Origin of the sequence: Leptolyngbya sp. AN10, from assembly GCF_050565645.1 — a bacterium.
In the GTDB taxonomy this organism is placed as follows: Bacteria; Cyanobacteriota; Cyanobacteriia; order Leptolyngbyales; family Leptolyngbyaceae; genus Leptolyngbya.
The window spans coordinates 52515-72824 of the sequence record NZ_JBNXVP010000036.1 but is presented as its reverse complement, the minus strand read 5'-3'; the positions used below and the strand labels follow the sequence as shown (position 1 = coordinate 72824).

Here is a 20310-nt window from a genome sequence, read left to right as displayed (position 1 = left end):
GCGGTTTCTCAAGCAACCCAGAAAAAGTAAATCGAAGACCCCACCGAGAGTAAGAGACCCAAAACACCCACATGTTTCAACGGCAAAACTTTTATCCAACGACTAATTAACACCTAGACAGGCATCGTACTTAGGGTGAGTTATGTAGTAATCCATAGCAGCGAAATAAATATTCTGTTGAAGTGGTAGATAGAAGCTCCGTTCTCCTCAATCTGCCACTCAACAGAAACGTTATCTTTACGGTTGCAACATTACAGGTGCATTCTGATTGCCATTCATCACAATCACTTTAGAATTCTGAGATTTTGCTAAGTCTTGCATGGCTTCAATTTGCTTGAATCGCAGAGTTTGATCCGTCAGTCCTTGCGCCAGAATCTTCTGGGCATCTGAATTTCCTTGAGCTTCGATGCGTTTACGATCGGCTTCTTGTCGTTCTTTCTCAAGCACAAATTTCATCCGCTGGCTTTCTTGTTCAGCTTTGAGCCGTTCTTGCACCGATTGTTCGATGCTGTCAGGGAGTTTGACACTACGCAGAGGCGTTTCTTCGATGATGATGCCGCGATCGTTTAATGTTCGATTTAGATCGGCTCGAAGCTGTTGAGCCAGTTTTTCTCGATCGCTGGTGTAAATCGTATTAAATTGATAAGTCGAAGTTGCCGCACGAATCATCGATCGGATTTGCGGCACTAAAATCACTTCTTCATAGTTCGTCCCAATGCTCTGATAAAGCCCTTTCGCTTTGCTTGGATCAATGCGATAGAGAACACTCACATCAACCGTGAGCATCAAACCGTCTCTGGTCGGCGTTTCCAGTGTTTCCTTGACTTCTCGGAGTTGAGTCGAAAACGTAGTCATTCGCGCCATCGGATTTTTCAGGTGAATTCCAGGAATCAGCGGTTGATCAGCCACTTGACCATAGAGATCAACAATGCCAATTTCTCCAGTTTGAATCACAGTGATCGAGCGGAATAGAGTAATCAGACCACCGAATCCGAGTAGGGCAACTGCAACGACTGTCGGAATCATCGATCGACGATTCAAGGATGTTTGCATAAAATTTGTCCTTGTTGAGTTGGATACATTAGCGTATCTAGCAAATCCTTACACTCCTCTTATGCAGCCACTACAACAACAAGCAAATCCGTTCCTGAAAATGTCTTAACTCATTTCTGGAGCCAGCGGACGACGCTTTGATGCTTTTTCCCGTGGAGTAGCTTTACTAAATAGCTTTCCAACCTCTTTTAGGTCAACATTGCCACCGCTGATGATCACGCCAACTTTGGCATCGGGAAAAGAAACAATCCCTTCTAGTAATGCGGTTGCTGCTAGAACTCCGGTCGGTTCAACAACAAGTTTGAGCCGTTCCCAAACAAAGAACAATGTTCGTAAGATTGCAGCTTCAGACACTGTGACCATCTCATCAACATGTTCGAGAATTAATGGGAAAGTTAAAGTTCCGAGCGATCGAGTTCTTGCACCATCTGCGATCGTATTCGGGTTCTCTACAGTTTGCAGTGTTTTGCTGTAGAACGATCGGGTCGCATCATCGCCGCGTTTGGGTTCGACTCCGATAATCTGACAGTTCGGAGCGAGAGTGTTCGCTGCGATCGCACATCCCGATAACAATCCACCACCGCCACAGCAAACTAAGAGAACATCTAAATCACCCACTTCCTCGATCAGTTCTTTTGCTGTAGTTCCTTGACCTGCAATCACAGGAGCAAAATCGAATGGTGGAATTAAAGTTAAACCTCGATCGACTGCGATCTTTTGCGTGACTTCTTCCCGTTGTTCAAAGGCACGATTGTAAAAGATAACCTCTGCTTCGTAACTCTCTGTAGCAGCTTTTTTCACTGATGGCGCATCGTTTGGCATCACGATGGTGACAGGCACATCGAGCAATTGACCTGCTAACGCTAACGCTTGCCCATGATTACCAGATGAATAAGCGATGATTCCTCGTTTGCGCTGTTCATCACTCAATTGAGACATTGCATTGTAAGCCCCTCGGAACTTAAACGACCCCGATCGCTGAAAGTTCTCGCACTTGAAAAACACTTGAGCGCCCGTTTTTTGATTCACCGTATTCGAGGTGATCACAGGCGTTCTATGTGCGACACCAGAGAGACGATCGGCAGCCGCTAAGATATCCGAGTAGGTCACAGACATTTATTTGTTATAGAAAAAGGCGATTTCTTTCTCTTTGAGTGGAGCGAATCCTGCTGCTTCAAGCTGTTGATTCAGTTCATCTTGAGGAATGTGTTTTGCACCGATTCGGACAATTCGCGATCGCATCGTGTTCGAGACTCCGCTGCGTTGCCGTCCAGCTTCAAGTGCCATCACTTTGGTATAGAGATCTAATTTCTCAGCGGGAATCGGAGATCCATCAAAATCGATTCCTTTCGCGATCGCGACATCGATCGCATCTGCCCCAGTCGTATTCTCAGTACTCATGTATGTCACCGTAACTCGTTTGTTAGGCATCTTATCAGGTGATCTGATTGGGATCGATGCCTTGCGATCGTAAATAGTTTTCCAATCGCTCTTTGGCTTGGCGTTCCTGTTCTGCCCGTTGGCGTTCCTGTTCTGCCCGTTGGCGTTCCTGTTCTGCCCGTTGGCGTTCCTGTTCTGCCCGTTGGCGTTCTGCTACTTCAGGGAAAGGGATTAGGTCTCCCTCGGCGGTGAACCAGCGTAATTGTCGATCGTAGATTCCCAGTTCTAAGCCCAATTGTTCGCTCGGTAATCTGCCGCCTTCGGTTGGCTCGATCGCGACATACGTTCCGCCAATTAATTGAAATCCGGCAAATTCCATCGTTTCTGGGTGAAACCAGTAATATTCTGGAACCCGCCACACATTTTGATAGAGATCCTTCTTCTCGCCGCGATCGACCGATGCTGTCGAATCCGAAAGTAACTCGATGATGATGTTGGGATATTTTCCGCCTTCTTCCCAGATTGCCCAACTGCGTCGATCGCGCTTCTCCGCTTCTAAAACGACAAACACATCGGGTCCGCGAAAGTCCTTGTTTTTGAACTGCTGCTCGTTGTAGTAAACCGTGAGATTTCCAGAAATATAGAAATCGTTGCGATCGCTCCACCAATATTTGAGCAATCGAATCAGCAGGTCAATTTGTTCGCGGTGAAAATCGGTTTCCAAGGGAGGCTCATCACTGTAGAGATTGGTCGGCGGAAATTTAACGCCTTCTGGCGAGATCAATTCTGTAGTCTCAACGTAAAGAGGCTCAGACGTTTCCGATTGGGGAGGAGTCGCATCTAAACGAACCATAATCGTAGGCTCTAGTAACGCTGTTCTTATAATAAAGGCTGCGTCAAGACTCAAATCGAAAACTTTTCAGGAATGAATGGGGGGAATTACCGGGATCTACTAGAATGACTATCTGTGGAAAACTCCGATACTGAAGTTTCCGCGTCTACTCACTCTCCCCGCCCGTCGTTATGCCCAAGGTTCTTGTTTCTGATCCGATCGACCAAGTTGGAATTGATATTTTGTCGCAAGTCGCTCAAGTGGATGTCAAAACTGATCTCACGAAAGAGCAGCTTGTCGAAATCATTCCGGAGTATGATGCCATCATGATTCGTTCTGGAACCCGCGTCACTGCTGAAGTGATCGAAGCGGGACGCAATCTGAAAATTGTTGGGCGGGCTGGCGTTGGAGTGGATAACGTCGATGTGCCTGCTGCAACTCGAAAAGGAATTATTGTTGTCAACTCGCCTGAAGGAAATACGATCGCTGCTGCGGAACACACGTTGGCGATGATGTTGTCCTTGTCGCGCTACATTCCTGAAGCGAATGAGAAGCTGAAACAAGGAAAATGGGATCGTAAAAGCTATACCGGAAATGAGGTTTATAACAAAACTTTAGGGGTAGTTGGCTTAGGTAAGATTGGAGCGCACGTTGCAACGGTCGCGAGAGCAATGGGCATGAAGTTGCTTGCGTATGATCCGTTTATCTCGGTGGAACGGGCGGAACAATTGGGCTGTAGCTTGGTTGAATTGGATGTCTTGTTCCAATCGGCGGACTATATTACTCTGCACATTCCCAAGACTCCGGAGACTGCGAATCTGATCAATTCAGAGTCGATCGCGAAAATGAAACCGAACGTTCGCATTATTAACTGTGCGCGGGGCGGGATCATTGATGAGAATGCGATCGCAGAAGCACTCAAAGCTGGAAAGATTGCGGGAGCCGCATTAGATGTATTTTCGTCTGAACCTTTAGGAGAATCACCGCTCACAGCGTTAGGAAAAGAGATTGTTCTGACTCCACACTTAGGAGCCTCGACCGAAGAAGCTCAGGTGAATGTCGCGATCGATGTCGCAGAACAAATTCGGGATGTGTTGCTCGGTGAACCTGCTCGATCGGCAGTGAACATTCCAGGCTTGCGTCCTGATGTGATGGAGCAACTGAAACCATACTTACAGTTAGCAGAAACGCTCGGAAAGATGGTTGGACAGTTAGCAGGTGGACGAATTGAATCGCTGAACATTGGACTACGCGGCGATTTGGCGACGAATCAAAGTCAACCGATCGTGATTGCAGCGTTAAAAGGATTGTTATCGCCTGCACTTCAAGAGCGGGTGAACTATGTCAACGCCAGCATCGAAGCAAAAGAGCGTGGGATTCGCGTGATCGAAACTCGTGATGCCTCGATCAAAGACTATGCTGGATCACTGCACTTATCTGCGAAAGGAACACTCGGAGAACATTCGGTGACAGGTGCATTGCTTGGAGATGACGAAATTCGGATTACGAGCATCAATGAATTTCCGGTCAACGTTCCACCAAATCGGTATATGTTGTTTACTCTGCACCGAGACACACCGGGAATCATTGGGCACATTGGTTCATTGCTCGGTGAATCGAACGTCAACATCGCAAGTATGCAAGTCGGACGAAAGATTGTTCGAGGCGATGCAGTGATGGTTCTGAGCATTGATGATCCACTGCCAGAGAACATTCTGACTCAGATTAAAGAAGTTTCTGGAATTCGAGACGCTTATACCGTCACTTTGTAAGATTCGCTGAGGGTGGAGTAGTCCTTCACCCTTTATTGCAACACTATGTCAAACAGTTGGTGGGAAATTCAGGTTTTCTGTGATGCGGCTCTTGAAGAGACAGCAATCTGGCGTTTCGAGAACTTTGGATGTCGAGGGGCTTCAAGTCAATCACAAGGTGTGTCTTGTGTTGTTTCTGGCTATTTACCACAACAGCAAGTACAGCTATTAGATTTATCTGCGTTTTCTTTGTTGCTCAGACAAGATGCACTCTGTATGAAGCTACCAGCCCCGATCGTACAATGGCGCATCATTGACGAGGAGGATTGGTCGAGCAGTTGGAAAACCTACTGGAAGCCGCAAGAAATTGGCGATCGCTTTCTGATCAATCCCGCGTGGTTGCCCGTACCGAAAACCGATCGGATCATCATGCAGCTTGAACCGGGTGTTGCGTTTGGAACTGGAGATCATGCGACGACGCAACTTTGCTTAGAAGCGTTGGAGATGCGATTGGGAGAAGAACCAGGGAAGGTGTCGATCGCTGATATCGGCTGCGGTTCCGGTATTCTCTCAGTCGGTGCATTACTCTTAGGTGCAAAGAAAGCATACGCAGTCGATACTGATCCATTAGCAGTTAAAGCAACTAAGGAGAACATTGAACTAAACCACATTGATCCAAACCGATTAACAGTGGATCAAGGCAGTGTTTCAGAACTGATTCAGTTAATCGATCAGCCTGTGGATGGGTTAGTTTGTAATATTCTGGCGGAAGTGATCATCGATTTGATTCCGCAGTGGACACCGCTTGTGAAATCAACCAGTTGGGGTGTCTTGAGCGGAATTTTACTAGAGCAAGCCAAACCCGTTGCAGACACGTTAGAAGCCAATGGCTGGATTGTGGCTGCACTTTGGAAACGGGGGGACTGGTGTTGTTTGAACGTTCGTCGATCGTAAATTTACGAAGTCGGTTGAGCGTTCGGTAACTTAAACTGCAATTCGTATATCACGAGACGAATCTGAGCCTCTGGAGCAAATCGATTTGGTTGGCTTGCATCTTTCTGAACATATTCGATCGCTTTCTCGTTCAGAAATTGATAGCCAGTGCTACTTAAAACGATAGGCTTTTGATCCGGTAACGGCTTACCATCCCTGCCAACCAGAATCCCGATCGATACCGGGCGCGGCGGATGTTCGTTGAAGTCACTAGGCGTAAACGTAAGCTGGGAATCGATTTCTTTCGGTTTTTCTCCAATCTCACTGAGTCGATCGTAAATCAAGTCAGGGTATTGTTTTTCTAGTTGTTGAGAAAGATTTTGCATGGTTTGAAGTCGTTCTTGCTCGGTTGTGCCTGCGGAATTGAAGCGCATCGCAGCAAGCATTTGAATATTGCGATCGAGCTGGGCTTGATCGATTCGAGGTTGGGGATCTGTCGTCGGAGCAGGTTGCGCTGCTGTGGTTGGAGCGGGTTGCGGTGTTCCGGAAGGTTGGGGGAGCGGTGCGGATGGAACCGTGCCACCAGGAGGAAACGGAGTTGTCTCGACATTCGCTGGATTTTGTGGGTTTAGATTCGGGAGCTGCGTCGTTGTGAATTCCGAAGGCGGTTTAGTTTGAGGCGGCTTTGGAGGATTGTTTTGTTGTTGCTGTTGCGGCTGTTGTCGAGCCGCAAGCCGACGAAGCAGATCATTAACCTCATTTTGAGACAAAGACCGACGCTGCGGCGGATTCGGAACCGGGATCGGAGTTAAATCAGGAATCGTGTAGAGCGGATTCGGAATTGGCGAAGTGCCTGTTCCAGCATTTGGAATTTGGATTCTGCTGCTAGGAGTGTTCGGAACGGGAGGGAGTCCTGCTTGCGATCGAGCAATCTGTGATCCCGGACTGCCTTGAGGCGGTTCGACCAGTCGGACGCGGCGCACTTCTGCTTCTGGGCGCGGTTCGTTTGAAGAGGTGAACGCGGGCAAAGTCGCAAAAACCAAGAGATGCGCCCCAAGTGACCCTAACATCGCCAGTGCAGCGGGTTGCTGGAGGGTATCGGGTAGAGTGCGGAAGAAAGTCGCGATCGAAGACATGGCTAAATCGGGAATGGGATAGTCGAAATCTGGTCTAATCAGTTATTCAGCATTTTAGGACACTGAACCGGAGATTGGATTTTGGTTTTGGAAATGGAAACGAGGGAGTGGGGAGTGGGGAGTGGGGTGTCCAGAATGCAAGCTTGAGCGACTAATTCTATTTCTCGATCCTACCCCCTACTCCCCACTCCCCACTCTGCTTTACAAACCTCAGAGAGAGTCACAATTGTTATTTTTTTGTCATTGTGGATAGGACAAATTTACTCTATACTTTTCCCACAGTTTTTGTTGGTACGGTCGAACGATGAAAAATTGATCGATCCGATTTCCGGAAAGATGGTGTAAAGTGGATCGCTAACTACATACAACGCTATATATAGCGTCGCTCATCTCTTAAATCCAACATAAGACGCTAGACAAAGGGAGTTTCGCATGGTTCAGGATATCACACGCCCGAAAGAGTCATTTGGCTCTGATTTGCCAGAATTTGATGCCAATAACAGTCAATTTCCGGCTTCCGCTCCTGCCGCTAATCCAGTTTTTTACCGAACCTATAGCCGCAAGTTGAGCGAAACCCGTCGCGAGTCTTGGGCACAGGTGAGTCAGCGAACAATCCAAGGACTCGCTGACCTTGGGAATTTTACCCCAGAAGAGCAGGAATTAATTGAATTAATGCAGCGATCGATGCGCTGTTTGCCGTCGGGTCGCTGGCTCTGGGTCGGGGGCACGACTTGGATCAATAAGCCTGAGAATTTCTCTGGATCATACAACTGCACCAGCACGAATCTTGTAGACTGGCGAGCCTTTGGTCTGATGATGGATTTGGCGATGATGGGCAGCGGTACAGGAGCCGTCCTAGAGCCGAAATATACGAATCAGCTTCCTGCAATTCGCAATCGGTTGAATGTGAAAATCACGAGAGAAATTGGCGAAGTAGCTGATTTCTTGAGAGAAGATAGAACAGCGGTTGCAATTGATGGAAACGAGGTCACGATTCATGTTGGTGATAGTCGCCAAGGCTGGGTGAAATCGTATCAAACCTTGTTAGAGCTATCGAGTGACGATCGCTTTACAGGTGATGTGGAAGTGTCGATCGATCTGGGTTCGGTGCGTCCTGCGGGTGAAAGATTAAAAGGATTTGGTGGTGTTGCGAATCCGGTCAAACTGCCTGAACTGTATGCTCGGTGTGCGAAAGTTCTAAATCGTGCAGTGGGACGGAAACTATCCTCGATCGAATGCTGCTTATTGATTGATGAAGCTGCTGCTTGTGTCGTTGCCGGAAACATTCGGCGCAGTGCGGGGATGCGTCAAGGAAGCAGCGAAGACGCTGAATTTGCTGGTGCAAAGGACAATCTCTGGCAGCAAGATGATCAAGGCAACTGGCGGATTGATCCCGATCGCGATGTGTTACGGATGGCGAATCATACTCGCGTTTATCACCACAAACCGACGCTGCAAGAATCGATCGATGCCGTTCGCAAGCAGTTCTATTCGGGTGAAGGCGCGATTCAGTATGCTCCGGAGGCAATTGCTCGATCGAATGCTGATATCTTGACGACTCCAGAACTCAAAGCTGAATTTATCCAAGCCTACGAAGCAGGTAACGGGAAGCAATGGATACAAGAAAGATATCCAACAATGCCGATCGCAGAGCTTGAACACCGCTTAGAACGGTACGGATTGAACCCGTGCGGAGAAATTCTTGGTATTAATTTCCACTGCAACTTATCAGAGGTTCACCTAAATCAAATCGACCCTCTAGATTTTGAAGCTCAAGAGCAAGCTTTTACTGCTGGTGCGCTCTCGGTTGCAGCATTGTTGAACCATAAGTTTCAAGAGCCTCGCTACCAATATTCGCGTGAAGTTGATCCGATCGTGGGTGTGTCCTTCACTGGATTGTTTGATTTCTTTGTCCATGCGTTTGGCACAGAATGGTTGCGCTGGTGGGAAGCAGGTAGACCTGATACTTTGACCGGAATGCAGTTCAAAGAGCGCGAGAAAGAATATCTATCGCGTTGGAAAGAGATTGTGCATCGAGTTGTGGGTGAATACTGCGATCGACACAATATCCGTCGTCCAAATCGCTGTACAACAGTTCAACCTGCTGGAACAAAATCGCTGTTAACGGGTGCAAGTTCTGGATGGCATCCTCCGAAAGCTCAACGATTCATTCGTCGAATTACTTTCCGTAAGAATGATCCGGTTGCAATGGCTTGCCTGGATTATGGTTACAGCATTGTTCCGTCACAGTCTGACAAAGATGAAAACGGCAATCTGTTGAATGATCCGTTTGATCCACGGTGTACAGAATGGCTGGTTGAAATTCCGGTCGAAGTACCTTGGGCGAACATTCCGGGAGCCGATCAGATCGAGATTGAGAAGTTCTCGGCTTTGGCACAGATGGATTTCTATCTGCAAGTCCAGAAGTACTACACCGCGCACAATACCAGTGCAACGATCGAGCTTCGTGAAGATGAGATCGAAGCTTTGGCAACTCGAATTCATCAAGCGATCGAGAACAATGAAGGCTACATTAGTGCAGCATTGTTAGCGCGATTCGATGCACCGTTCCCTAGATTGCCGTTTGAAAAGATTGATAAGGCAACCTTCGATCGTTTGCAAGCGGAAGTTTTGGAACGTCGATCGACAGATGATTTCTATGCAGCTTTAATTCGCCATGATGGGGGTGATTTGATCGAAGCAGGTCCAGCGGGATGTGATTCGGACAAGTGCTTGTTCTCTGACACGAAAAAAGAGTCGTAAATAATGAAGGATTCCGATCGCTAAAATGGTCGGAATCCTTTAGATATTAGAGGATGTTTGAGAAGTATGGAAAGCGGCTTTGCTGCGTTGCGAGTCCGCCCGGAAATGAATCTCCGGGCTAATGGAGGAAACCCCGCTGAAGCGGGCTAAGAGAGTAATACAGAGTTCTTAGCCCAGTTTAGTGGGCTTCCCCTGATTAGCCCGGAGATTCATTTCCGGGCGGGTGAATGCGATGAACGATTACTTTTCAAACACCCTCTTAGCGATGCAGAATTCCCTCGAACACTGATTTGATCGAATGTCCAGCATCTCGAAAAGTTTGCAGGAAAGGCTGTTGTGCATGGAGAAACACACGAGCGCAGTTTCTTCCCGGCATTCCTGAAATAGACCCACCCGGATGGGTTCCTGCACCCGTGAGATAGAGGTTATCGATCGGGGTTTTATAGTTCGCAATCTCCGGCAACGGACGGAAGAACACCATTTGTTCTAAGGTCATATCGATGTGATAGTAGTTGCCTTTATAAGAGCCTAACCGTTCACCCAATTCAGCCGGACTTTCTACAGCCCGCCCGATCGTGGCGGTTTTCACATTTGGAGCATAGTCCGCTAATTTATCAATGACTCGATCGGCAACTTTATTCTTCAGTTCATCTGTCCAACCTGTACCATTCAAGCCTGTTCCTTCAGCGTTCTCGATTTGATAAGGCGCAAAGAATTCAATCCAAACGGTGTGATGACCTTCAGGAGCCATAGTTGGATCGAGCATCGTTGGCTGAACAATGTACATTGATGGATCAGCATCAGGAATTCGACCGATCGCAGGATCAGTATGAGCAATCTCAACGTGCTTGACTGAATCTGCAATTAACACCGAACCAATTAGATATTCATCTTTGTGATCGTGGTGGATAAACTTCAGCGGTTCAGACATTGCGAGATCAATTTTCAGAATCGTTTCATTGTTATTGACAATTCTGCGATCGAGTCTTTCTCGCAAATGTTCATCGGCTGAATCGACCTCGCTTGGATCAATCAATTGTAAAAATACTCGTCGTGCATCAATGTTAGAGATTACGCCTCGTGTTGCGCGGTACTCCTGACCTGATCCCACTCGAACTCCAACCGCACGACCATCATCAATCAGAATTTGTTTTACAGCTTGATCCGTTAGAATCTCTCCACCTAAGCTTTGGACTAATTTTACTAACGCGGCTGTAAGCGCACCTGTTCCCCCTTTCGGACGTGCCATTCCCGGATGATGTCGCATTGCCATCATCATTGCCCCGATCGCTAAATTTTTCTGCGAAGGCGGTACACCCATTTCCGCTGCAAGTCTCGCCAGTGGAGCTTTTACCGTTTCCGTATCAAAGTACTCGTGCAAAATATCTTCTGCACTCGATAGCATTGTTCTGACGAAATCCAAAGCTTTGTTCGTGGAACCTACTACAGATAAGAAATCTTTGACCTTCTTAAAGTCATAGTTTCCAGCAATATCAATGATCGATTTTGGGGGTGCATTGAACATTGGAATCATCGCATTGATTGTTCTTTGCCACAAATCGACAAATTCAGCATACTTTCTCGCATCACGTTCACTGTATTGAGCAATCCCCGCACAGGTTTTTTCAACCGATTGATGCGCTAGAAAATAAGTCCCATCAGGATGCGGACAGAACACAACCGGATCACAGTAGAGATACTCTAAGCCGTATTTTGTGAGTTCTAACTCTTCAACAACTGGACCGAGATGAATAAACTCATGATCGATCGCACATCGATTAAATCGAAACTCTGGCAACTCTGGAATCACCGCTTCCGTTGTTGCTGCTCCACCCGGAACCGATCGCTTTTCTAATAAAAGAACTTTATATCCTGCTTTAAGTAGATAAGCAGCACAGGTCAGACCATTATGTCCTGCCCCGATAATAATTGCATCATAAGTAGACATTGAGATTGGCTCCTAAACCGGGAGTAACCCATTGTTTAGACTCTAGTACAAAGTGATGCGATTCCACTATCCCAGGGTCAATCTTTTTAACATTTCTGAGGTAATTCAGCGCAGCTTTAAGTCAACCACGGGAAAGATGTTGCTTTAAGTTCTGTGCGCGAAACTCAAAACTGAATGGATGCCGATCCTATAGATTAATTTGGAGAACAGAAAAATGGTAGCCACAATGGATGATACCAAGCGTCTAGCGATCGCGATGAAGCTTGCAGACATCAAAGCTGTCCAAGAACTTATTATTGCAAACGAACAAAAGTTCATCTCGGCAACCACCGACTCTGAGTTGGTGAAGCGTTTTCAGGATATGTTGAAGGACGACCAGAAAAACTTGGGTATCCTTGACACTGTAATCGTTCAGTATGGTGTGCAATCGAAGCCGAAAGACACCATCACCGAAATGGTGCAAAAGCTTGATCAAATGATGTCCGGTTCTGAGTTGACCTTATTTGAAAAGGTCTTCCAACATGAACTGCTCAAGCACCAACAAGTGATGTCGGGCATCGTGATTCACAAGGCAGCACAGAAAGTCGGTGCAGACATCGAAGCTGCAATCACTCCGCTGAACACCGTTAACTTTGAAAACCGCGCTCACCAAGAGCAACTCAAAGGAGTGATCGAACAGTTGGGTGTGCGCGAACTCACCGGAATGGACGCAGATCAAGGTCTGTGGGCACGAGTTCAAGATGCAGTAGCAGCTATGACGGGTGTTGCGGGTAGTGTTGTGACCCAAACGACCGACAAATCCGACATGAACATTCAAGATGTGATTCGCATGGATCACCAGAAAGTGAATGTTCTGTTTGCTGAGATCAAAGGCACTCAAGATCCCGCGAAGCGCAAAGAATTCTTCCAGCAAATGGACGGAGATCTTCGCGCTCATGCGATCGCAGAAAACGAAATTGCTTATCCGGCAGTCCGTGGTAAGTACGCAGAAAGTGATCTGCAAGAACTCTACGACGAGCAAAACTCCTGGTTCCCCGCGCTTGATGCGATGCAGAAAATGGATGTGATGTCTGATCAGTTTATGTCTTCGCTGAATCGCCTGATGGACGAAATCATGGATCACATTCGTCAAGAAGAAAGCACCTTCTTTGCTGCACTGCGTGACAACTTCAGCAGCCAACAACTGGAGCAAATCGCAACCGATTTCAAAGCGAAGAAGAGCGAAGTACAACGCCAAGCTGCAAAGATGTAGTTTGCAAATGACTGTCTTCTAAATTCAGGGTTTGATTTAAGGGGTTGTTAAATCGGGGGGCGTTGACCTCCCGATTTCTTTGTTGATGCGTTTAAGTTTCTATGTCGATAAGAGCCTGTCGCTGCGATACAGTCCGCTCGGAGATAAACGCTCCGGGCTAATGGGGAAAGGATGCTGAAGCACCCTAAGAGGGTGTTTGAGAAGTAATCGTTCATCGCATTCACCCGCCCGGAAATGAATCTTCGGGCTAATCAGGGAAGCCCACTAAACTGGGCTAAGAACTCCGTATTGCTCTCTTAGCCCGCTTCAGCGGGGTTTCCTCTATTAGCCCGGAGATTCATTTCCGGGCGGACTCGCAACGCAGCAAAGCCGCTTTTTATACTTTTCAAACACCCTCTAAAAGTACAGTTTCAGCCCACTTCAGTGGGGTTCTGTCAATTAGCCCGGTCGGTTCAGCGCCGGGTGAGATAGCGAACGATCGCATCAAACTTCACAAACCCTTAGCTGAGATAATCTCACTCCAGTCCCAACTCTCGTTTGAGCAAGTTAATCGATTTACTCACAATAAAGTTCTCGCAGCAAATTACTTGAGGCGGACGAATAATATCATCACGAGAAGCCGAAATCGTTGCTTTAACCGTTGCACAACTGACTTGATCACTAAAAATCGTTTGCGCCGTTCTCACCATTGCATTCAACTTATAACGATCGTTCATTTGCGAAGTCATCACCAGTAAATCATCACCCCGTAAACTGTGAATGATTACTTCTGCAACCCCAACGGTTCCTGCACTTAAGCTCACAATGCCAACACAAGTTCCTTTCGGCATTGCTTTAATCAGCTTCAATTCCTGCTCAAAATCATAGATATCTACAGGAATCACCCGCGCTGCTTTCGGAGATGCGATCGCTTCAGCTTGCGCGATAAAGTACCGACTCGTGACCACCGTACTCGATCGAGTTTGATCCAAGACTTGTCCGAGTTCTTCCATTGGCACAAGCTGCATCGGAATCGCCAAAGCCCGTTCTAATTCCCGCAGCAGAACTTCACCATTGGCGATGTCGTGCGAGGGAGCCGTTACGAGAACTGAAGCACTACAACGCAAGCGCCAATCGACTTCTGCAAGAAATAATTCTCGCGCTTGTCCGAGTGAACAGCCTTGTTTCACTAATTCGTCTAGGCTGGATTGAATGATTTTGTGAGCTTGGGGATATTGTTCTAGGAGTGGCGATTTGATGTGAGCAGCGGTGGCATGTCCCTGATCGCGAACGTAAATGCCAGAACCCGCTTGGGCATCCACCACACCCGCATCTTCTAATTGTCGGTAGACTTTGCTGATTGTGTTGCGGTGCAATCCAGTTTGCATCGCCAACTGACGAGTACTCGGTAAACGGTGTCCCGGTGGAAACTGCCGAGACGCGATCGCAAAAAGGATCTGGTTATAGAGTTGAGTTGATGCCGGGATATCGCTATCTGGCTGAATATGAAATTGCACCATGCCCGCGCCTCAAGTCTCACTCGTAATTTTTAAGGTTAGAAAGCAACTCCGTACACGACTTTTTATACAGAATTTGCCAGCGTCGTCCACTATTTTAGGTGACACAATCTAGAGAAAGTTGGGTGTTATCTCGGATTGTGATTTGATTGACTTAAGCTACTCAGTAATATCTCTGAGGTTGCCTAAATTGCATAATGCCCATCTTTCAACGATTTCACCCGCCCTGATAAAAACAGTATAACCCGTAGTTTTTCGATTGCCATTTCAGGAAAGATATGATGTTACCTAGTAGATTTTGAGTTTGAGTTTTGTTAAAAATACTAAAGTTGCGTGGTTAAATCGATCGTGAATTCCTGGATCAAACTTTCAAATGGTGATCTCCAAATTGATGCCTACTTATCGGAACCGGATGATTCCGCAAAAGGCGCGATTATTGTAATTCAAGAAATTTTTGGCGTTAATTCGCACATTCGAGACGTGACAGAACGACTTGCACGAGAAGGATATGTTGCGATCGCGCCCGCAATCTTTCAACGGACTGCGCCCGGATTCGAGGTGGGATACAGCGAAGATGATACGAAACTCGGTCGATCGCACAAAGATCAAACGACTGCGGATCAACTCTTGAGTGATTTGAAAACGACGATCGCATTTCTTCAAACTAAAGGATTTCAAGAAGTAGGCGCGATCGGCTTTTGTTTCGGAGGTCACGTCGCTTACCTGGCGGCAACTTTACCGGAAGTGAAAGCAACGGCTTCATTTTATGGAGCGGGAATTGCAACGATGACTCCGGGAGGTGGAGCACCGACGATTACAAGAACGCCAGAAATTAAAGGAACGCTGTATGCCTTTTTCGGCACTCAAGATCCGCTGATTCCGGTTGAGCAGATCGATCAGGTTGAAGCCGCTTTAGAGCAGAACCAGATTGATTACAAACTGTTTCGATATCCAGCGGGACATGGATTTTTCTGTGATCAGCGATCGGACTACCATTCTGAAGCGGCTTCCGATGCTTGGGAACAGGTTAAAGCGTTATTTTCTGAACTAAGGCACTAGAATTGAAAAGCCGCAAATGTGGCGATCGTCGTTTTAGGAATCACATTGCAATGCCAGATCGAACGAATGCTTCCTTTTCGATGGAAGATTTTGAAAAAGCCCTCGAACAGCACGATTACGAATTTCAGAAAGGAAAACTCGTAACGGGTAAAGCATTTAGCTATGAAAGCGATGGTGCGCTAGTCGATATCGGTGGAAAATCTCCTGCGTTTTTACCGATCGAGGAAGCCAGCGTTCGACGGGTTGCAGATGTTTCAGCGGTTCTTCCTTTAGATGAAGAACGAGAATTTATCATTGTTCGTGAACAAGATGCGGATGGACGGGTGACGATCTCGCTGCGTCAGCTTGAATTGCGAAAAGTTTGGGAACGGTTAGTCGATTTGCAGACGACCAATCAAAGTTTGCAAGTGCGTGTCACAGGTTCTAATAAAGGTGGCGTAACCGTGGATGCCCTGGGATTACGAGGATTCATTCCGCGATCGCATTTAGTTGAACGTGAGGATCTGGATGCCTTAAAAGGTCAGACGCTTTCTGCAACGATTTTGGACTTGGATCGCGATCGCAATAAGATCGTTCTCTCGAATCGTCTCGCTGCCAGAGCCGCCAACTTTAGTCAACTCGAAGTTGGTCAATTGGTTGAAGCCACCATTACCAGTTTGAAACCATTTGGAGCTTTTGCAGAATTCGATGGCACAACCGGATTGTTGCACATTAATCAAATCAGTAAGAACTATGTCGAATCACTGTCTTCACTGCTAAAAGTGGGGCAAGTGATCAAAGCAATGATTGTCGATTTGGATGAAGGGCGCGGGCGGATTTCGCTTTCGACGAGAGTGTTCGAGAACTATCCGGGAGAAGCGATCGAGGATTTCGCCAAAGTGATGGAAGAGGCAGAATCCCGACAAGAACGAGCTAAGAAGAATCTTTTGGGTTGAGATGGAATTGATTGATCGGATTGACTAAGCAACAGGCTGACACGATCGACAGTGCTCGATCCGATCAATCAAAACTCTTTCTTTAACTGAAAGAAACTATAGCCTGATGGATAATCATCGACCTGAGCAAACATTTCATACCCCAATTTTTCGTAAAATCCTTTCGCCTGAAAGCTAAACGTATCTAGAATCGCTTCAGTGCAACCGCGTTGTTTTGCCTCCTGCTCTGCCAGCATCATCAATCGACGACCAAATCCTTGATGCCGCAGCGGTTCTTCTACCCAAAGCGCCTCAATTAATAACCAATTCCAGCGAGTCAACCCGACCAATCCCGCTCGAATCTTTTGTCGATCGTCAATCAAAAAAATCTCTAGCGGCATTCCTCGCAATGCGCCCTGCTCAAAGAATCCATCTTTCACCGTACTTTCGCTGTTGTACTGGCGCAGTTTCGATCGCACATAGCTTCGATAAGACGGATGCTCCTGGGAAAACATCGCAAAATGATAGGCTTCGCTATGTTCAATCACCTGGGCTGGCAGTTTATGTCGGAGAGCACGATCGAAGGATTGAACTTGAGCTTCAATTCCGGTAATTGCAGTCCCGACAACTACAGCATAAGCTCCTAAATCAAGTGCCTGTCTTGCCATTTCGGGAGTTGCAATCCCGCCTTCACAAATGACCGGAGTCTTGATTTTCTCGGTAATTTCCCTCAAGAGATCGAACCCTGGCGGCGTATGTGGCTCGGTTTCTCTCGTGTAGCCGTAGAGTGTAGTTGCAATTAAATCGGCTCCTGCATCGACCGCCGCGATCGCAGCTTCTACACTATCCACATCCGCCACGACGGGCTTATGAAGTTCGGTGTGAATTCGCTCAGTCAGGGTTGCGACAGATTCAGGACGATCGCGTAAGGTTGCATCGATCGCGATCAAGTCGGCTCCCGCTTCAGCAATGGCGGCAGCGTGTTCAAACTTTGGAGTGATATAGATTTCAGAATCGGCAAGGGGTTGTTTCCACAGTCCGAGAATGGGAGCTTTTGTGCGTTGGCGAACGGCGGCGATATGTTCAGGCGTATCAATTCGGACGGCGACTGCATTTTGATTGAGAGCAGCTTCCGCGATCGCAGCAATAATAAATGGATGACGAAGGGGAGATTCAGGTGGGGCTTGACAAGAGACAATCAGCCCATATTCAAGCAGCTTTAAAAGTTGGGCGAAATCGTTCGTCATGAATCCGTTCACTACCTCCGTTTTTACGGGATTTCAGTTCGCTTGCCTTGTAAAGAGTTTATAGCAGAAATAACTCGTGCCTAAATATTAAACTCTAATGTGCGTTTAAGCAATCTTTTAGTAGAAGAATGAGGCGAAAGATTGGATTGAGATTGCAAAGAATTTGGCTGATATTTCGATTGAAAAACAAATTCTTTAGGCTTTAAGTCGTTATATATAAAGCGACTGCGCTAAATCATCAAAGATAAACTAAACCCGTTTCAGTAAAAAGATAAGTTGCTAAAGATTCAATAATCAATTCAGCATCTCTCTAATCCGGAGAATCTTTAAAAAGTGAAAAAATGTGACTGTCTGAAGAAAGATTTCTCCAGCATAAGAAAGAGCTTTCGGATTAGAAACTTAATTGCGATCGGACTTAAGATCCCGGATGAGAAAAACTAGAAAAGTCCGCAACACTAAACATTTCTAAGTTTCAGCAAGTTAAGTCGAGTGAATCAGTTGTTATTGTGCTGAAAAAGGTCGCATTGATCACAAGAATCTCATGGACGCAAATTGGTACAACAGATTGGAATTCTAGGAAATCGAGGGTACAGTATCAAAAACCTCTATCTCTCTGACCTTATGAATTCTGCTGTTAGTTTGCTGCGGGCGACTTCCTACGATTTGACTAAACTGCGAGCGGCACTGGAAACGCTGCTGGAACCGTTAGGAGGCATGAGCACGATCGTTAAACCGGGCGATCGCGTTTTATTAAAGCCGAATTTACTTACAGGCGCACGTCCAGGAAAAGAATGCGTCACTCGCCCTGAAATCGTTTACTGTGTGGCGAAAATGGTACAGGAAGCAGGCGGAAAGCCATTTCTCGGAGATAGTCCTGCATTCGGAAGTGCTCAGGGAGTCGCGAAAGCCAGCGGGTATCTGCCACTGATCGAATCGATCGACTTACCGATCGTAGAATTCAAAGGAAAATGCTACGAAACGATCAATGAAGAGTTCAATCATTTGTTGCTGTGCAAAGAAGCGATCGAGGCGGATGTCGTGATTAACTTGCCGAAAGTGAAATCGCACATGCAACTGACAGTCACAATGGGCGTTAAGAACCTATTCGGCTGTGTTCCTGGCAAGATGAAAGCCTGGTGGCACATGGAAGCTGGGAAAGATCAATCGCGATTTGGCACGATGTTGGTCGAAACTGCGAGAACGATCGATCCAGATTTGACGATCGTAGATGGCATTATCGGACATGAGGGCAATGGTCCAAGTGGCGGAGAGCCGAGAGAATTAGGAGTATTAGGAGCGTCGCGGGATGTATTTGCGCTCGATCGCTCGATTGTTGAAATTCTCAAAGTCGATCCGGCAACAGTTCCAACGATCGTAGAAAGTCAGCGGTTGGGATTGTGTTCGTCGATCGATGAAATTGAATTCTCACATCTGCATCCCAGTGAATTGCAAATTGCAGACTGGCGACTCCCTGATAAATTGATGCCGATCGACTTTGGTGCGCCTCGTGTGCTCAAATCAACCTTTAAGCATCTCTACATCCGATTTATCAAAGAACCAATGGCAGCTTATCGTTAATTGAACCTTTAGGGAGCTAGATCTATGGATCTGGCTCTTTTTATAAGGATCTGTGACTCGATCGCGCAACTGCTCCTCAAAATCACGTAATATCTCAGAGGTTTTTCGATCTACCGATATGAAGTTTCTGAGTCTGAGTATTCTACTTGCCAGCATGACCGTTTTTGCTACGTCTACTCCCGTGAAAGCTCAAGTTGCGACCCGCTGTCAAATTCAGCCTCGCGCCAATCAACCGAGTCCGTTAGGAATGCGTACTACACTCGATGTTGAAGAAAAAGGTGGAGATGTCACATTCACGTATAAGAATCTGCCAACTCCAGTGAGTGCTGACCAACCGCCTGCGACGATCGAGCAATCCCGCACGATGATTTTCTACAAGACCACATTGGCAGCCGCAAGAGAACGGATGTTGAAAGATCCGAAGTATTTCAATGAGCTTCGTGGTTCTAGCGATCCTCAAAGTTTCAAACCGATTAATGACTTGCTAGTGTGTCAAAATCAAGCCGCTCAGAGCAGAGCCACGATCGCGGATTTGGCAGATGGTTCCTACCGAATGTGGAATGGTGCACCTTCTTTCAACGTAACGGATCAACAATTGCTTGACAAAGGAGCTTATACTTTCCTGTTCACCAAAACCGGAAACAGAATTGTCGGTTTCTTTGCTCGTCCGAGTGATGATTCGATGTGCATCACCGGAACCGTTCAAGGCGATTTCATCACAGGCGTTGTGAATCCTCCTGCCAGATTTGCCAATCCTGCTTCGAGACAAAGACGAGCATTTGACCCGGCTGGAGCTTTAAGACTTGGAACTTGGACTAATCAGGGAAATCTGGGTGCTTTCAGCCCTTCCACGCTGGATTTAACGAACTTCAATCGCATCAACCTTGGACCGCGTAAAGCTCCAACTTTGTGCCGATAAAAAAACGGGATGGAGCGATCCGTCCCGTCACTCTACCAAGACCTAAAAG

The 20310-nt window shown here is 46.9% G+C and carries 16 protein-coding genes; 8 read left to right on the top strand and 8 right to left on the bottom strand.

Features of this window, described 5'->3' with window-relative positions; translation table 11 throughout:
- Positions 1-237 precede the first annotated feature (237 nt).
- The 4 genes from ACQ4M5_RS32710 to ACQ4M5_RS32695 all read right to left on the bottom strand — a co-directional run bounded on the left by ACQ4M5_RS32710 (position 238) and on the right by ACQ4M5_RS32695 (position 3286).
- On the bottom strand, positions 238-1053 hold the full coding sequence (locus ACQ4M5_RS32710; RefSeq protein ID WP_430679995.1) for a prohibitin family protein: 816 nt from the start codon (positions 1051-1053) through the stop codon (positions 238-240).
- 105 nt (positions 1054-1158) lie between these two features.
- Complete coding sequence (locus ACQ4M5_RS32705; RefSeq protein ID WP_430679994.1) at positions 1159-2169, bottom strand: threo-3-hydroxy-L-aspartate ammonia-lyase; 1011 nt, start codon at positions 2167-2169, stop codon at positions 1159-1161.
- Positions 2170-2484 carry a small RNA NsiR4-regulated ssr1528 family protein gene (locus tag ACQ4M5_RS32700; RefSeq protein WP_430679993.1) on the bottom strand — a complete coding sequence of 105 codons (315 nt, stop codon included), beginning with the start codon at positions 2482-2484 and terminating at the stop codon, positions 2170-2172. It lies immediately after the preceding gene.
- 4 nt (positions 2485-2488) lie between these two features.
- Positions 2489-3286, bottom strand: coding sequence for a Uma2 family endonuclease (locus ACQ4M5_RS32695; protein WP_430679992.1), 798 nt, complete (start codon positions 3284-3286; stop codon positions 2489-2491).
- 170 nt (positions 3287-3456) lie between these two features.
- On the opposite strand from ACQ4M5_RS32695, the gene serA reads away from it, so the two are divergent.
- Together serA and prmA are read left to right on the top strand one after the other, a co-directional pair.
- Positions 3457-5037: a phosphoglycerate dehydrogenase gene (serA, locus tag ACQ4M5_RS32690; protein WP_430679991.1), complete on the top strand. Its 1581-nt coding sequence runs from the start codon at positions 3457-3459 to the stop codon at positions 5035-5037.
- Between the two features lie 45 nt (positions 5038-5082).
- Positions 5083-5970, top strand: coding sequence for a 50S ribosomal protein L11 methyltransferase (gene prmA / locus ACQ4M5_RS32685; protein ID WP_430679990.1), 888 nt, complete (start codon positions 5083-5085; stop codon positions 5968-5970).
- Between the two features lie 2 nt (positions 5971-5972).
- Here prmA and ACQ4M5_RS32680 read toward each other — a convergent pair whose 3' ends face one another.
- A complete protein-coding gene (locus tag ACQ4M5_RS32680; protein ID WP_430679989.1) occupies positions 5973-7085 on the bottom strand; it encodes a hypothetical protein in 1113 nt (370 codons plus the stop codon).
- Positions 7086-7517: 432 nt separating this feature from the next.
- On the opposite strand from ACQ4M5_RS32680, the gene nrdJ reads away from it, so the two are divergent.
- On the top strand, positions 7518-9848 hold the full coding sequence (gene nrdJ / locus ACQ4M5_RS32675) for a ribonucleoside-triphosphate reductase, adenosylcobalamin-dependent (RefSeq protein WP_430679988.1): 2331 nt from the start codon (positions 7518-7520) through the stop codon (positions 9846-9848).
- A 259-nt stretch (positions 9849-10107) separates the two neighbouring features.
- On the opposite strand, the gene crtO is transcribed toward nrdJ, so the two are convergent.
- The gene (crtO, locus tag ACQ4M5_RS32670) at positions 10108-11796 is read right to left on the bottom strand and encodes a beta-carotene ketolase CrtO (protein WP_430679987.1); all 1689 of its coding nucleotides are present in this window, start codon (positions 11794-11796) and stop codon (positions 10108-10110) included.
- Between the two features lie 214 nt (positions 11797-12010).
- Between crtO and ACQ4M5_RS32665 the strand changes: the two genes are divergently transcribed.
- On the top strand, positions 12011-13048 hold the full coding sequence (locus ACQ4M5_RS32665) for a hemerythrin domain-containing protein (protein WP_430679986.1): 1038 nt from the start codon (positions 12011-12013) through the stop codon (positions 13046-13048).
- Positions 13049-13563: 515 nt separating this feature from the next.
- Here the strand turns inward: ACQ4M5_RS32665 and ACQ4M5_RS32660 are convergent.
- The gene (locus tag ACQ4M5_RS32660) at positions 13564-14547 is read right to left on the bottom strand and encodes a GntR family transcriptional regulator (RefSeq protein ID WP_430679985.1); all 984 of its coding nucleotides are present in this window, start codon (positions 14545-14547) and stop codon (positions 13564-13566) included.
- A gap of 345 nt (positions 14548-14892) precedes the next feature.
- Between ACQ4M5_RS32660 and ACQ4M5_RS32655 the strand changes: the two genes are divergently transcribed.
- Positions 14893-15603 (top strand): dienelactone hydrolase family protein, encoded by a 711-nt coding sequence (locus ACQ4M5_RS32655; RefSeq protein ID WP_430679984.1) that lies wholly within the window; start codon positions 14893-14895, stop codon positions 15601-15603.
- 50 nt (positions 15604-15653) lie between these two features.
- Complete coding sequence (locus ACQ4M5_RS32650; RefSeq protein ID WP_430679983.1) at positions 15654-16538, top strand: S1 RNA-binding domain-containing protein; 885 nt, start codon at positions 15654-15656, stop codon at positions 16536-16538.
- A 68-nt stretch (positions 16539-16606) separates the two neighbouring features.
- Here ACQ4M5_RS32650 and ACQ4M5_RS32645 read toward each other — a convergent pair whose 3' ends face one another.
- On the bottom strand, positions 16607-17764 hold the full coding sequence (locus ACQ4M5_RS32645) for a putative N-acetylmannosamine-6-phosphate 2-epimerase (protein ID WP_430679982.1): 1158 nt from the start codon (positions 17762-17764) through the stop codon (positions 16607-16609).
- Between the two features lie 621 nt (positions 17765-18385).
- On the opposite strand from ACQ4M5_RS32645, the gene ACQ4M5_RS32640 reads away from it, so the two are divergent.
- Positions 18386-19342 (top strand): DUF362 domain-containing protein, encoded by a 957-nt coding sequence (locus ACQ4M5_RS32640; RefSeq protein ID WP_430679981.1) that lies wholly within the window; start codon positions 18386-18388, stop codon positions 19340-19342.
- Positions 19343-19460: 118 nt separating this feature from the next.
- A complete protein-coding gene (locus ACQ4M5_RS32635; RefSeq protein WP_430679980.1) occupies positions 19461-20261 on the top strand; it encodes a hypothetical protein in 801 nt (266 codons plus the stop codon).
- The last annotated feature ends 49 nt before the right edge of the window (positions 20262-20310 follow it).